We start from the raw sequence: 14,278 nt of genomic DNA on the forward strand, positions 1-14,278 counted from the left end.
CCCACAATGGGCGCTTCACAAATCAAAGCAGAGGAGAGAGAAACACATGACGACAGATTTCACCAACCCCAATCCTTACGCCGCGCCGCGCTCCGCGGTGGCCGACGTGTACGAGGGCGAATCCGGCGCCGTGCAGCCCGTCAAGCTGTGGTCCGCCAAGGGCCGCATCGGCCGGGCGCGCTTCCTGGCGTACACGCTTTATTCGTACATCATCTTCATCATCGCGGCAGCCGTGATGGGTGGCGTGCTCGGCTTCACCGGCCTTGCGCGCTCCGAGGGCGTGATCGGCGGGCTGACCTTCGTGCTCGCCATCCCGTACCTGGTCTTCTACGTGCTGACCGGCATCCAGCGTTCGCACGACATGGACTGGTCGGGCTGGATGCTGTTCCTGGCGCTGATCCCCTTCGTCGCGCTGATCTGGGTCTTCAAGCCCGGCACCAAGGGCCGCAACCGCTTCGGCGCGCCGCCGCCGCCCAACGGCATCGGCGTGCTGATCGGCGCGTGGCTGCTGCCGGTGATCACCGTGCTCGGCATCCTCGCGGCCATCGCGCTGCCGGCCTACCAGGGCTACAGCACGCGCGCCAAGGCGGCGCAGGTCGAGCGGCCCTGATCGATTTCCCCTGGGCTCGGGAGAGCGCGTTAGCGAGACACCGCGCAACCGGTTCTGCCGGTCCGCGGGTGTCGCCCCCGGCGAGGGGAAGGACAAACGACCCGAAGTGCGCGAAGCCTGGGGGAGTTCTTCCTACCTCACCAGCGTCGACTTGCCGAACAGGCTCTCGATGAGTTCCACGGCCACCTCGGCGGTCTGGTTGCGCACGTCGAGCGCCGGGTTCAGCTCCACCACGTCGAGCGAGCCGAGCCGGCGGGTGTCGGCGATCATTTCCATGCACAGCTGCATCTCGCGGTAGGTGGGGCCGCCGCGCACGCCGGTGCCCACGCCGGGCGCGTCGGCGGGGTCGAGGCAGTCGAGGTCGAAGCTCACGTGCAGGTGGGTGTCTTCGTCGACATCCTGCAGCGCCTCGGTCATGGTGGTGCGCATGCCGTGCTCGTCGATGTGGCGCATGTCGAACACGTTCAGGCCCAGCGTGCGGATGGCTTCCTTCTCGTCGCCGTCCACGCTGCGGATGCCGATGAAGCGGATCGCGTCGTGCTGCAGCGCCGCGCGCTCGCCGCTCCAGCCGGTGAGCGCCGAGGGTCCGTGCCCCAGCAGGCACGACACCGGCATGCCGTGCAGGTTGCCGCTGGGGCTGGAGGCCTCGGTGTTGACGTCGGAGTGCGCATCGAGCCACAGCACGCGCAGCTTCTTGCCCCGCTTGCGCGCATGCCATGCCACCGCGCTGATCGAGCCGATGGCCAGGCAGTGGTCGCCGCCCATCATCAGCGGCACGCGGCCGGCACCCAGCGCCGTGTCGATGGCCTCGTAGACCGAGCGGTTCCAGGCGATCACCTCGTCGAGATGACGCAGCCCGCTCGGCGGCTGCGTCCAGGGCGTGGCCGGCCCCGCGAGGTTGCCCCGGTCGACGACCGCATAGCCCTGCCGCGCGAGCGCCTCCGGCAGCCCCGCCACGCGCAGCGCGTCGGGGCCCATGCCCGCACCGCGGACGCTGGCGCCGACGTCGGTGGGTGCGCCGATCAGTTCGAGGGTGACGTTGGCATTGCTCATCTCAACTCCTCAGGTGCCGCCACAGGTAGGCGTAGCCCAGCGCATCCATGAAGGCCGACTCCCTGTTGTCGGTGGCCGCGCTGTGGCCGCCTTCCAGGTTCTCGTAGAAGCTGCTGTCGTAGCCCAGTGCCTTCATCTTCGCGTGCATCTTGCGCGCATGCACCGGCCCCACGCGGTCGTCGCGGGTGGAGGTGGTGAAGAGCACGGGCGGACAGGCCAGCCCCGGCTTCGCGTTCTCGTAGGGCGAGAAGGTGCGGATGAACTCCCACTCCTGCGGCTGGTCGGGGTCGCCGTATTCCGCGATCCACGAGGCGCCGGCCGACAGGTGCGTGTAGCGGCGCATGTCCAGCAGCGCGACCTCGCTCACGATGGCGCCGTACAGGTGCGGGTACAGCGTGAGCATGTTGCCCATCAGCAGCCCGCCGTTGCTGCCGCCCATGGCGCCCAGGTGCGCGGGCGAGGTGAGCTTGCGCGCGATCAGGTCCTCGGAGACCGCCGCGAAGTCCTCGCAGGTGCGCAGCCGGTTCTCCTGCAGCGCGGCCTGGTGCCAGCGCGGGCCGTACTCGCCGCCGCCGCGGATGTTGGCGACGACGTACACGCCGCCCTGGTCCAGCCATGCGCGGCCGATGCTGCCGCTGTAGGCAGGCTGCAAGGGCACCTCGAAGCCGCCGTAGGCGTACTGCAGCGTGGGGTTGGTGCCGTCGGCTTTCAGGTCCTTGGGGGCGATCTCGAAGTAGGGCACGCGCGTGCCGTCCTTCGAGGTGGCGAAGTGCTGGCTCACGCGATGGCGCGAGGCGTCGAAGAACGAGGGGCTGTCCTTCAGCACCTGTGGCTCTCCCTGCCCGACGGTGCCGATGTAGAGCGTGGTCGGCTGCAGGAAGCCGCTGACCGTGAGGAAGTAGTCGTCGTTCTCGTCCTCGTCGATGCCGCCGGCCGCGATGGTCGAGAGCTCGGGCGCGCCGCCCAGGCCCTCGCGCTTCCATGGGCCCTTGCCGTCGGCGGGCGGCGTGAGCACCTCGAGGCGGTTCACCACGTCGTGCATCACGTTGACGATCAGGTGGTTGCGCGTCCACGAGTAGTCGTCGAGCGCGGTGGTGTCGTCGGGCTCGAACAGCACCGTGAGCGTGCGGCTGCCGGCCATGTAGTCGTCGAACTTCGCGGCCAGCAGCGAGCCCGCCCTGTAGGTGGTGGTGCCGCCCACGGTCCAGTCCTCGCGCGGCTCGACGAGCAGCCACTCGCGCGTGATGTCGGTGTCGCAGTCGTCGGGCACGTCGATCTTCACCAGCTTGCCGTCGGCGCCGCGCAGCCAGGTCTCGCTCTCGTAGAAGTCCATCTGCCGCGAGACGAAGTCGCGCTCGAAGCCGGGCGTGTTGTCGCGCCAGGCGCTCACGGACATGTCCTCGTGCAGGCCCTCGTACACCGTCACCGCACTCTCCAGCGGCGTGCCGCGCCGCCACTGCTTGACGATGCGCGGGTAGCTGGAGCTGGTCATGGAGCCAGGGCCGAAGTCGGTGGCCACGTAGAGGTGGTCGATGTCCTTCCAGCCCACGTGGTTCTTGGCCTCCGGGAGCGAGAAGCCGCCCTTGACGAACTGCTTCGTCTCCAGGTCGAACTCGCGCACCACGTCGGCGTCGGCGCCGCCGCGCGACAGCGAGATCAGGCAGCGCCTGTACTCGGGCTGCAGGCAGTCGGCGCCGTGCCAGACCCAGTTCTCGCCGTCGGCCGCGGCCAGCGCGTCGAGGTCGAGCACGGTCTCCCATTCGGGCTGCGGCTTGCGGTACTCGTCGAGCGTGGTGCGCCGCCAGACGCCCTTCGGATGCGCCTTGTCGCGCCAGAAGTTGTAGAAGAAGCGCGGGCCGATCTTGTAGACCATCGGAATGCGCTCGTCGGAGTCGAGCACCTCGAGGATGCCCTGCTGGAGCGCCTCGAACGCGGGCGACTGCGCGTACGCCTGCACGGTGACGGCGTTCTCGGCGCGCGCCCAGGCCAGTTGTTTCTCTCCGTCGATGTCCTCTAGCCAGAGGTTGTCGTCGTCCTGTTGCATGGGGAGGCTGGATGTCATGGCCCCAGTGTACGGAGGCCCCATGAAAGACATGGAAGGACATGGCGCCATGTGAGCAGTTGTTGCGGGGGCTTTGGGATGCCGCACTTTCGGATTACTGGGGCAAACCCCTGTCGCGCCGGCGCCCTGCCTCGGTGGAAACACTGAATAAGCGAGGGCCCGGGAACGCGATGCCCACGGTATCCTGCCAGACGGCTCATGCCCCACCGAGGAGACACTACACATGAAACACCTGAGCGGTCTTGATGCCACCTTCCTGCACCTGGAAACGCCGGAAATGCCGATGCACGTGGGTTCGCTCAACGTGCTCGACCTTCCGAAGGGCTACGCGGGCGACTTCTACGAGGACGCCAAGAAGTTCATGGCCAGCCGCATCCACCTGGCCGACGTGTTCACGCGCAAGCTCGCGCTGATGCCCTTCGACATGACCAACCCGGTCTGGGTGGAAGACAACGACATCGACCTCGACTACCACGTGCGACACATCACGCTGCCCAAGCCCGGAACCAACCGGCAGTTGCAGCAGTACGTGGCGCGGCTGCATTCGTCGCTGATCGACCGCAGCCGCCCGATGTGGGAGTTCTACATCATCGACGGCCTCAAGAGCGGCCAGGTGGCGCTCTACACCAAGGTGCACCACGCGGGCATCGACGGGCAGGCCGGGGTGGAAGTGGGCAAGGCCATCTTCGACCTGGAGCCCACCGGCCGCGTGGTGAAGCCGCCGCGCTCGCGCCCGCGCGGCAACAACTACCAGCTGGGCATGGCCGAGCTTGCGACGGCGGCGCTGCGCAACACCGCGCAGCAGTACGTGAAGCTCTTCAAGATGGCGCCGGCCATCGCGCGGGCCATCAGCGGCATCGCCAGGCCCGACGAGAAGGCGGCCGAGAAGGACGCGGCCGCCGCGCCGAAGAAGTTCAACCTCTTCGCGCCGCGCACCTCGCTCAACGTGTCGATCACCAACCAGCGCACCTTTGCCGGGCGCACCATCTCGCTGGCCGAGACCAAGTACATCGCCAAGCACTTCGGCGTGTCGCTCAACGACGTGGTGCTGGCCACTGTGTCGGGCGCGCTGCGCCACTACCTGGCCGACAACAACGAGCTGCCGGCCAAGCCCCTGGTGGCCGGCGTGCCGGTGAGCCTGCGCGAGGCGGGCGACGACACGGCGAACAACCAGGCCAGCATGATCCTCGTGAGCCTGGCCAGCGACATCACCGACCCGGTCCAGCGGCTGAAGGCCATCAACGCCTCGTCGACCAGCTCCAAGTCGACGATGAACCGCTTCAAGGCGGTGATCCTCGATGACTTCCCGACCTTCGCGGCGCCCTGGCTGGTGTCGGGCATCGCCTCGATGGTGGGGCGCTCGGGCATCGTCAACCTGCTGCCGCCGGCGGCCAACGTCGCCATCTCCAACGTGGCGGGCGCGCCCTTCCCGATGTACTTCGCGGGTGCACTGGTCACCTGCTACTACCCGGTGTCCATCGCCAGCCACGGCACCGCCCTCAACGTGACGGTGCAGAGCTACAACGGCCGCATGGACTACGGCCTGATCGCCTGCCGCCGCGCCGTGCCCGACATCACCGAGATCGGCGACTACATGCTGGCCGAGCACAAGCTGCTGATGGAGCTGACGCAGAAGCATCCGGCCGTCGCCGGCGCCGCACCCGCTCCGGTGCCGCCGAAGACGGTGGCGGAGCCTTCGGACGAGGCCGAAGCCGAAACCGAAACCGAAACCGAAACCGAAACCGAAGCGAAGCCTGCGGCAGTCGCGAGGAAGAAGCCGGCAGCGCGCAAGAAGGCTCCGGTCAAGGTCGCTGCGAAGAAGGCTGCAGCGAAAGCGCCGGTGAAGGCCGCCGCGAAGGTGGCGGCCAAGGCACCCGCGAAAACCGCCGCAAGGAAAGCCGCGCCAAAGGCCCCGGCCCGCAAGGCCGCCCCGGCCAAGCGGTCCTCGAGCGCCTCGCCCAGGGCCGCGGCGGCCTGACCCGCACAAGGGGGCGGGCCCGGAAAGAAAATTGGGGCAGTTGGACTAGTTTTCCGACCGTTCTAGTTTTCCAGGCCTAGGCCCCCTGGAAGAAGATAGGCCCATCGCGACTGATCCAGCTCCTGTTTCCTTCGCGAAGCCCATCAACTTCAAGGAAATCTCCATCATGTCCACGCAAACCTCCATCGCTTCCGCAGCCGTCCACGTCGTCGGCCAGTACAACGACGCGGGCAAGACCCTGGTCGGCGCCTACCGCGCCGGCGTTCACCGCCTGCTGGGCGGCGCCGCTTCGCGCTACAGCGACTTCCTCGGTAGCCGCAAGCTCCCGCTGGTGAGCGAGCAGGTCAAGGCCAACCTGATCGGCGCGCAGGAGAAGATCAACGGCTTCCTGGCCAACCGCGTGGATATCGACACCGGCCGCATCGTCTCGGTGATGGACCGCGTCGCCGCCGGCACCACCAGCGGCATCGAAGCCGTCGCCGACCGCGTGGCCCGCGTCGAATCGCCGGTCGCCACCTCGGTGATCAACGCCCTGGGCGCCCTGAACCAGCCGCTGGCCACCGTGTCGGTGCAGATCGCCGACCGCATCGCCGCCGGCACGAAGCAGATCGAAGCCCGCGTGAGCGGCAGCGAAGAAGAAGCCGCCAAGCCGGTGCGCACGGTGAAGGCCAAGGCCGCCGCCACCGCCAAGAAGCCGGTTCGCCGCCCTGCCGCCCGCAAGGCGGTCTGATCCCCGGGGCGCATGGCGCCCCTTTTCATTTCTCTTCCGGCATCTGGAGCACCACCGAATGGCCACCCGTCCTGACGAAACCGCAAAGTCGAAGAAGAGGGCGGCGCCTGCAGCAAGGAAGGCCAAGGCTCCCGCAGCCGCGAAGAAGACTGCGGCCCGCAAGGCCGCGCCCAGGGGGCAGCACGAACCCGAGGAGCGGACCGGCAAGGCCGAAGGCCTGCTGCGCGCCGGCCTCAAGGCGCTGGACAACGTGCGCAACGACGTCGCCAAGCGCCAGGCCAACGTGATCGAAGGCCTGCTCGGCATCGGCCAGGGCAAGGTGCCGGGCCTGGGCCTCGACAGCTTCGGCATCCGCAAGTTCGAGGACGTGTTCGACCAGCGCGTTGCCACCGCGCTGCAGCGCCTGGGCATGCCCGACGCCGCCGAGGTGCAGGCCCTGCGCGACGAAGTGGCGCAGCTGCGCGAGCGCGTGGCGCAGCTCGAAGCCGGCGCAGGCGCAGGCACATCCCGCGGGCGCGGCAAGCGCTGAACGGCAGGCAACGCAGCAAGCCGCTTGTGGCCAGCTCCAACACCACGCGCGACCGCATCCTGCAGGCCAGCCTCGCGCTGTTCAACGCGCAAGGCCTCGCGGCCGTGTCGACCCACAAGATCGCCGCGGAACTGGGGATCAGCCCGGGCAACCTGCACTACCACTTCAAGGCCAAGCAGCTGATCGTCGAATGGCTGTTCAGGCGCTTCGAGCAGCGGCTGGAGGCCCTGAACGGCTCATCGGCCTCCATCGCGGCCATCGACGACCTCTGGCTGGCGCTGCACCTGCGCTTCGAGGCCATCGACGAATATCGATTCATCTACCGCGACATGGCCTTCCTGGCCAGCGAGTACCCCTCGCTGGGACAGCGTGCGCAGGCCCTCACCGCGCAGAATCTGCTGGCCGCGCAGACCCTGTGCGAGAGCCTCGTGGCCTCGGGCGTGATCGAGACCAGCGCCGAGCAGGCCCGCATCCTGGCGCTGCAGATGGTCTTCACCACCACCTGCTGGCTCTCCTTCGAGCGGCTGGTGCCGGGGCGCGAGGCGCTGGCGCAGGCCGACCCCGGCCTTGCGGCTTTCTACACGCTCACGCTGGTTTCCCCCTATGTTTCCGGCGAATCGAGGGCTTACCTCGATTACCTGCGGGCCAAATACCTCGGATAAATGCCGGTGACGTCCGACGGGCCATTCGCCCTGCAGGCCTCACCCTCGTTCTGAAGCAGATACAAGAAGCACAAAGGAGCCATCCGACATGACCAGCGCAACCGCCACCTACGCCAAGGAAGACCTCACCCCGCCGTCGCGCCTGCTGCTGCTGGCCGAGGGCCGCGCGCTGTGGGAGACGGGTGCAGGCATCGCCATGTGGCCGCTGCTGCAGCTCACGCCGCGCGGCGACGGGCACCCGGTGCTGGTGCTGCCGGGCCTGGTGGCCGGCGACGGCTCCACGCTGCTGCTGCGCCGCTACCTGTGCAGCCGCGGCTACGACGCCCACGGATGGGGCCAGGGACGCAACTTCGGCCCGCGCGACGGCGTGGAGCAGGGCATGGTCGAGTTGCTGAAGAAGCTGCACGACGAGAGCGGCCAGAAGGTCAGCATCATCGGCTGGAGCCTCGGCGGCGTGTATGCACGCATGCTGGCCTCGTCCTACTCGCACATGATCCGCGACGTCATCACCCTGGGCAGCCCCTTCTCGGGCAGCCCGCGCGCCACCAACGCATGGCGCGTGTACGAAGGCGTGAGCGGCCAGAGTTCGCACGACCCGCGCCGCATGAAGTTCGTGCAGCCCACGCCGCCCGTGCCCACCACCTCGATCTTCAGCCGCACAGATGGCGTCGTCGCATGGCGCTGCAGCATCGAGAAGACCGGCCCGCAGTCGGAGAACATCGAAGTCATCGCCAGCCACCTGGGGCTGGGCGCGCATCCGGCGGTGCTCTATGCGGTGGCCGACCGGCTGGCGCAGCCGGAGGGGCAGTGGAAACCGTTCAATCGCGGGGTGCTGGGGCCGTTGGTCTATCCGGATCCGGACAGGAGTGCCTGAGGCCGTCCGGATTGTTCAGCCCACTCTCCAGGGGGCCAGTCGTCGAAGCTTGTGAGCGGCTGCGCATCTAGCAGGAGCGTGTACATCGGCTCTTCCGGAAAATCGCTCAGCCGGACGGTCAATTGCCTACCAGACTCTCGAATCTCGACTCGCGCTCAAAAGCGAAGCTGTCGGCCGAGCCAGCCTCAAGTGCGAGCATCTACTGTCCATTCTGGGGGTGGCGAGGAAAGAGCGGTGCCGTCGGGCCCGAACTCGAAGTTGCCGCTGCCGGAAACCACAAGATCATCGGTCAGCCGCACGTTGGTGAAGGTGCACTGTGTGAAGCGGGTCCGAATCATGGCCGCCTGCGAAAAATCGACGTCGATGAGATGGCAAGCCGAGAACACCGTGCCCGAGAGATCGACCCTGAACAGGCGAGGCGATTTAAGGAAGCAGTTTTCGAACTCGCAGTCCAGCAATTCGGCCTTCGTCATGTCGACGGACTCGAAACGGCAGTTCTCCAAGCGATCACCGATCCAAGTGCAGCCATTCAGCGCCTGGGGCGCTGCAAAGCGGGCGCCCCGAAACAGAGACATCGCTATGGTCGCGCCCGAAGCATCGAGGCCCTCCCACGTGATGGCGGACAGATCTGAATGACTTAGATCAACGCTCTCGCCTTCTGCCTGGGCGGCCAGGTTCGCGATGACTTCCGCTTGGGAGACTTTCTCTTGCATGATTAGTGGAAGATAACTCGATTGTTGAGGCCTGCATTACCCACCGCAGTCTGCAGTTCGCCGATGTGTTGTGGTGACATCTTCAGCGTGTCGACGATGACGTTCTCGCCGACGCCCATTTCTTTCTGGATCAGCGCCATCGCATCGGGTGTGTTGTAGCCACGCGGGGCGTATTGGGAGTTCCAGCCCTTCACATCCCACTTTTGGCCCGAGGCGTCGATGAACTCCGATGCCCCGGTGGGGTCGCGCGTGATGGGGCCTGGCAGCTTGCCTTGCTCTTCCATTGAAAGTCCAACCTCCGCTTCCCGGCGTGTCTTGGCTGTGGCCTTGCCTCCTTGTGCGGGGTCCTTGGCCAGCTCTTCCAGTCTTTGTGCGCGCTCCTGCGGAGACATGGGACGACGCGTGACCACTGTGCCTTCGCGCGCGCCCGAGGTCTTGCTCGGCACGGGCTCTTGCACGGGCCCGCGCGGCTTGCCCTCCACAGTTCGGCTGACCGGCTCCAGCGGCGCCCCGCGCATCGATTCGCCAGGCCGCGGGAGTGGCTCGGGCGCGCGCTTGCCACCGCCGAGGCCCACATGCGCGGTTGCCATGTCGAACGCGCTGGCCCCGAACTGATTGGCCGCTGCAACCTGCTGTTCCGACCCGCCGAGCACACGCGTGGCGGCGCCAGGGGCACCGAAGAGAGGGCCCAGCAAGGCGATGCCCAGCGAGTTGCCGAAGCGCAGGTTCTGTTCGCTCAGCCAGGCGCTCTCTGCGCCGGAAGTGCTGTTCTCCCAGCGCGGCCCGGGCATATACACATCCTGCAGGAAGGATGTCCGTCTTTTCAGCTCCAGAGACTGTTCGGGCGGCAGGGGGTTCTTGCCGCTGTAGTGGTCGTTCAACTGCTGGAGCTTGTCGTCCAACGCCGATTTCGGGATTTCGTCGGGCATCTGTTCGCATGCCCGCTGGAACGTCTTGGCCGACTGCAGTGCATCGGTCGGTTCCAGGCGCGCGTCGCGGCCGGTGCCGATGAACATTCGTTCGTACCACGGGAGCTTCTCGAACTCTGCCCTCTCGCGCTCGTACCGTTCGCTGCAGATGCCGGGCCGGCGCCGCAGCATCGACCCCTTGGGCACCTCGAAGGTCAGCACTCGGCCAAGGGTGCCGTTGCTGTTGAAGGCTGGAGTCGAGAAAGGCGACGAAGACGAGGAAGAGGTGGACAGCACCTGTCCCAGCGTCTTCTGGTCGTCGGGCGTCGAACTCATCAGGCCGATCCGTTCATCTCGCAAAGATCGCCATGGCGTGCCACGGCACGGCTTTCGACGAAGACGGTCTGCGAGCCCGAGATGATCTTCACGTTGCCCGCTCCCAGCGAGACGCCCGAGCGCACGCCGCTTCCCGCATTGCCTGTCACGCCCTTGACGATGCTGTCGACCATCAGCACCTTCTCGCTGCGCGCGAACACGGTGTGCGAGTAGGCGGCCTTCTCGGGTGGAAGGATCGACACGATGTCGAAGGGAACGACCTGCGTGCCGACGATGCAGAAGTCGGGTACGACGTTGACCACCATGAAGCCCGACTCCGCATCGGCGATGTGCTTCTCGGTGTTCATGCGGGCACTCCATGAACTTCCGCCATGCCCGCGGCAGCCTCGGCGATCGGCCGGTGGAACAGATCGACCGCCACCGTGTCGAGCTCCTGGTCCAGCGTGAGCCGCCAGGTCAGGTGCACGAGCATCTCGTCGAGGTCGACGTGGACCGTGTCGAGATGCATGGCCTCGCTGCGCTCGGTGCCGCCGCCGTCCCTGCACAGCGCCTCGATCCACAGCTGCGGCAGCTGGAACTCGATATGCGGCGCGGAGGCGAAGAAGCCGCTCATGCGCACCGACTCGTCGCCTCGCAGGCCGGCGGCCACGACCTGGTCGGCGGGCGCGTACTGGAAGAAGCGCTCGTCGAAATCGTCGGCGTAGTCCATGTACGGCTGTCCGGCATGACGCTGGCGCCAGGCGTCGTCGTAGGTGCCGGCCAGCGCGACGCGCGGCTGCCAGAAGCGTGCGACAGGGCTGAAGCCGGCGGGCTGCGCGTCCTCCTGGTTGGCGTGCTGCAGCGGTGCACCGGCGTATTCGATCTGCGGACCGAAGAACGGCTGCCCGGTGGCGTGGCGGCCTCCGGGGTGGTCTTCGCGGGCTGCGCTGCCGAACCATCCGGTGCCGCAGGGGTTGGCTGCGTGCGTGCGGGGCTGGGCTGCTTCATCGTCTCCCTGGTCGAAGCCCCATCCGCCATAGGCAAGTTCATAGCGCAGCGGCACGGCGAGCGTGGGTTGCGGATCGGACAGGCCGCGCTGTGCGGTGTCCTCGTGCCAGTTCCAGTGCCGCGGGCCCGTCAGGCGCAGCGCCTTGTGCAGCAGCGTTTCCTCCTGCCGGCGCACCAGCAGCTGCGCATGCCACTCGCTCGACGGCGTCCAGCCGGGGGCGCGCGCGGTGCCCGTCGCGTAGACGTCGGCACCGGGCTTGCGCAGCAGGAGGTCGGTCGCGGCGCGCAGGCTCGACAGCATGGCATGGCCGACGTCCCATGGCTCGTCGGCGAAGACCGGCCCGCGGTGGAACGCTGCCGGCTCCAGGCGCCCGGGCGCGAGAACGAAGCTCGCGCACACCACCACCACGTCGTGGAAGCGCCGGCCCTTGCCCATCTTGTCGAACTGGAAGTGAGGAAAGGGCGTCGCGTTGCGCAGTTGCGCGAGGCGCGGCTCGGGAATCGGCGGCGCGGGCTCAGCCATGACTGTCGTCCTTGTCCGCCGCCATCTTCCCGACGCCGGCAGAAACGGCCGCGGAGACGGTGCCCAGCACCTGTGTCACCTGGCCAGCTGCTTCGCCGCCACCACCAGCGCTTCCGGCCACCTGCTGCGCGATAGACGCGAGCTGCCCCGCCTTGCCCAGCAGGTCGGCCGGGTTGCCTCCCATCAGCGCGCCCAGGCTCGCGAGCGGGCTGCCCGGAGGCTCGGCCGGCGGCGGGGTGGGCACCGCATCCGGCTGCAGCGCCGCGACACCGCCCTTCGGGTTGAGCCAGATGTGCTCGCCGTTGACGGTCACGTCGTCGCCCTGCGCGGTGATGTTGATCTTCCTGCCCGTGACCGCGATGGAGCCGTCGGCCTTGAGCTGCACTACCGATGCGCCCACGCGCAGCGAGATGGTCTTGCCGTCCATCTCGATGTGGCTGCCCTTGTCGCCGCCCACGGACAGCAGGTACTTCTCGCCGACCTTGGTGGTCTGCGTCTTGCCGACCATGGTGTTGTCCATCATGCCGACCACGGTGTTGCGCAGCATGCCGACGTTGAAGGAGTAGGCCAGGCCGATGTTCACCATCTTGGCCAGCCCCACGTTGTGCATGTAGGCCATGCCGATGGTCGCCATCTGGTTGCGGCCCACCTTCTTGCTGCGGTCGCGACCCACTGAATGGGTCTCGTCGTGCTCGACCTCGATGTCCTGGTTGCGCTCCGCGTGCAGCCACACCTGCTCGGCACCCTTCTTGTCCTCGAAGCGCAAGGCATTGGCGTTGGCCTCGCTGCCGCCCTCGGAGCTGCGCGTGAGCAGGCCGCTCTGCGTGGCGTTGTCGGGCAGCGTCCACGGCGGCATGTTGTCGGCGTTGTAGACGCGGCCGGTGACGATGGGCCGGTCGGGGTCGCCGTTCTCGAAGTCGACGATCACCTCCTGCCCGATGCGCGGGATCTGGATGCCGCCGAAGTTCGTGCCAGCCCAGGGCGATGACACGCGCACCCAGCAGGAACTGTTCTCGTCCTTCGTGCAGTAGCGGTTCCAGTGGAAGCTGAGCTTCACGCGGCCGTACTCGTCGGTCCAGATCTCGCGGCCGGCAGGGCCGGTGACGATGGCGGTCTGCGGGCCCGTGGTGCGCGGCCTGGGCACCGGCGGTGTCGGCGGGCGGAAGACCTTGCTCGCGGGTATCACGTCGAAGTCGACGCGGCATTCGAACTCCTGCTGCGAACTCGCATCGCCCACGTCCTGCAGCCGCAGATGGGCATGCGTGACCAGGTACTGCCGGTTCGATTCGTTCTGCGGATGGCGCTCCAGCGTCAGCAGGCAGCCGGGCACCACCGCACGCAGATTGCCCGAGCCGCTGGCGAGTTCGCCCTGGCTGCCGGTCTCTTCCATGCGCGTGCGCACCAGCTGCTCGCCTTCGGACTCGACGACGTAGTCGCCCGGCCAGCCGTAGCGCTCCCAGGTGTTCTGCGCGGTCTTGCGCGGCATGGCGCTGATCTGCTGGAGCTCGGCCTTGGGGCGCATGAAGTCGAAGTCGTCCGTCACCCAGCGGCCGCTCTGCAGTTCCTCGCAGGCATTGAAGCGGTCGCAGTGCTCCTCGCGCACCGTCGCGTCTGCCGGATGGAAGGGGATGGTCTGGTAGCCCTCGTGGGCGAAGGGCTGGTGCGAGGCCATCTCGTCCACGATGACCAGCCTGTGGCTGTTCTCCTCGTGCTCGAAGCAGTAGTAGAGCCCCCATTCGTGCAGCAGCCGGGCGATGAAGTCGTGATCGCTCTCGCCGTACTGCACCTGGAATTCGCGCGGCGGATAGCTGCGCGTGGCACGGACGTCGAAGGGCAGGCCGTACTTGCCGAGCACCGTCTTGACGATGTCCAGCACGTTCTGGTTCTGGAAGATGCGGTAGTCGCTCGTGCGCGTGGCCAGCGTGAGCCAGGGCTCGATCACGACCTCGTAGAGCGCGCGCCGGTTCTCCAGCCGAAGGAATCGCACGCGCGTGACCAGCCCGGAGATGTGCCGCTGCTGCGGCCCCGAACCCGGGCGGCCGTCGAGCACGATGTGCGCCGTGAGCGTCTCGCCCACGAGCTGCTTGATGGCGACGTTGGCGGCCTGGCGCTCGTTGTAGCCCGGCCGCTCGGGCGTGGCCAGCGTCAGGGTGTAGCGAAACAGGCTGCTGAGGCCCTCGTCGCCCACAATGGCGATGGGCTCCAGCGCCGGCGCATCGCCGAGCGTGGGCATCGCGGACGAGGAAGCAGTGAGGACACGCGCGAGCTGGGCTGCGCCGACAGGCATGAAATCTCCCTGGTGTTCTTGGGTTC

Annotated in this window: 13 protein-coding genes; 6 read left to right on the forward strand and 7 right to left on the reverse strand. The window is 67.5% G+C overall.

The features are described from left to right. Positions 1-46 precede the first annotated feature (46 nt). A complete protein-coding gene (locus ACTJLF_RS23140; protein ID WP_019657547.1) occupies positions 47-610 on the forward strand; it encodes a DUF805 domain-containing protein in 564 nt (187 codons plus the stop codon). A gap of 132 nt (positions 611-742) precedes the next feature. Here ACTJLF_RS23140 and rocF read toward each other — a convergent pair whose 3' ends face one another. Both rocF and ACTJLF_RS23150 read right to left on the reverse strand, forming a co-directional pair. Then, on the reverse strand, positions 743-1,663 hold the full coding sequence (rocF, locus tag ACTJLF_RS23145) for an arginase (protein ID WP_440883980.1): 921 nt from the start codon (positions 1,661-1,663) through the stop codon (positions 743-745). Between the two features lies 1 nt (position 1,664). Further along, positions 1,665-3,725 carry a prolyl oligopeptidase family serine peptidase gene (locus tag ACTJLF_RS23150; protein WP_440883981.1) on the reverse strand — a complete coding sequence of 687 codons (2,061 nt, stop codon included), beginning with the start codon at positions 3,723-3,725 and terminating at the stop codon, positions 1,665-1,667. Between the two features lie 223 nt (positions 3,726-3,948). Between ACTJLF_RS23150 and ACTJLF_RS23155 the strand changes: the two genes are divergently transcribed. From ACTJLF_RS23155 to ACTJLF_RS23175, 5 genes are all read left to right on the forward strand, one after another. Continuing rightward, positions 3,949-5,703, forward strand: a complete 1,755-nt coding sequence (locus ACTJLF_RS23155) for a WS/DGAT/MGAT family O-acyltransferase (RefSeq protein WP_132802334.1) — start codon at positions 3,949-3,951, stop codon at positions 5,701-5,703. Positions 5,704-5,869: 166 nt separating this feature from the next. Beyond that, on the forward strand, positions 5,870-6,433 hold the full coding sequence (locus tag ACTJLF_RS23160; protein ID WP_207902273.1) for a hypothetical protein: 564 nt from the start codon (positions 5,870-5,872) through the stop codon (positions 6,431-6,433). 58 nt (positions 6,434-6,491) lie between these two features. Then, positions 6,492-6,962 (forward strand): phasin family protein, encoded by a 471-nt coding sequence (locus ACTJLF_RS23165; RefSeq protein ID WP_132755248.1) that lies wholly within the window; start codon positions 6,492-6,494, stop codon positions 6,960-6,962. Between the two features lie 26 nt (positions 6,963-6,988). Then, a complete protein-coding gene (locus ACTJLF_RS23170; protein WP_126185881.1) occupies positions 6,989-7,624 on the forward strand; it encodes a TetR/AcrR family transcriptional regulator in 636 nt (211 codons plus the stop codon). 88 nt (positions 7,625-7,712) lie between these two features. After that, a complete protein-coding gene (locus tag ACTJLF_RS23175; protein WP_126185880.1) occupies positions 7,713-8,498 on the forward strand; it encodes an esterase/lipase family protein in 786 nt (261 codons plus the stop codon). A 185-nt stretch (positions 8,499-8,683) separates the two neighbouring features. Here ACTJLF_RS23175 and ACTJLF_RS23180 read toward each other — a convergent pair whose 3' ends face one another. From ACTJLF_RS23180 to ACTJLF_RS23200, 5 genes are read right to left on the reverse strand one after another with little or no spacing between them, the layout of a single operon-like run. Beyond that, complete coding sequence (locus ACTJLF_RS23180) at positions 8,684-9,211, reverse strand: pentapeptide repeat-containing protein (RefSeq protein ID WP_019657539.1); 528 nt, start codon at positions 9,209-9,211, stop codon at positions 8,684-8,686. A gap of 2 nt (positions 9,212-9,213) precedes the next feature. Continuing rightward, complete coding sequence (locus ACTJLF_RS23185) at positions 9,214-10,455, reverse strand: hypothetical protein (RefSeq protein ID WP_440883982.1); 1,242 nt, start codon at positions 10,453-10,455, stop codon at positions 9,214-9,216. Beyond that, positions 10,455-10,802: a PAAR-like domain-containing protein gene (locus ACTJLF_RS23190; RefSeq protein WP_019657537.1), complete on the reverse strand. Its 348-nt coding sequence runs from the start codon at positions 10,800-10,802 to the stop codon at positions 10,455-10,457. Before ACTJLF_RS23190 ends, ACTJLF_RS23185 begins: the two co-directional genes overlap by 1 nt. Beyond that, positions 10,799-11,965, reverse strand: coding sequence for a DUF2169 family type VI secretion system accessory protein (locus tag ACTJLF_RS23195; protein WP_440883983.1), 1,167 nt, complete (start codon positions 11,963-11,965; stop codon positions 10,799-10,801). The genes ACTJLF_RS23190 and ACTJLF_RS23195 overlap by 4 nt, the downstream gene beginning before the upstream one ends. After that, a complete protein-coding gene (locus ACTJLF_RS23200; protein ID WP_440883984.1) occupies positions 11,958-14,252 on the reverse strand; it encodes a type VI secretion system Vgr family protein in 2,295 nt (764 codons plus the stop codon). Before ACTJLF_RS23200 ends, ACTJLF_RS23195 begins: the two co-directional genes overlap by 8 nt. Positions 14,253-14,278: the final 26 nt, after the last annotated feature.

Source organism: Variovorax sp. 22077, assembly GCF_052044195.1.
Classification (GTDB): Bacteria; Pseudomonadota; Gammaproteobacteria; order Burkholderiales; family Burkholderiaceae_C; genus Variovorax; species Variovorax atrisoli.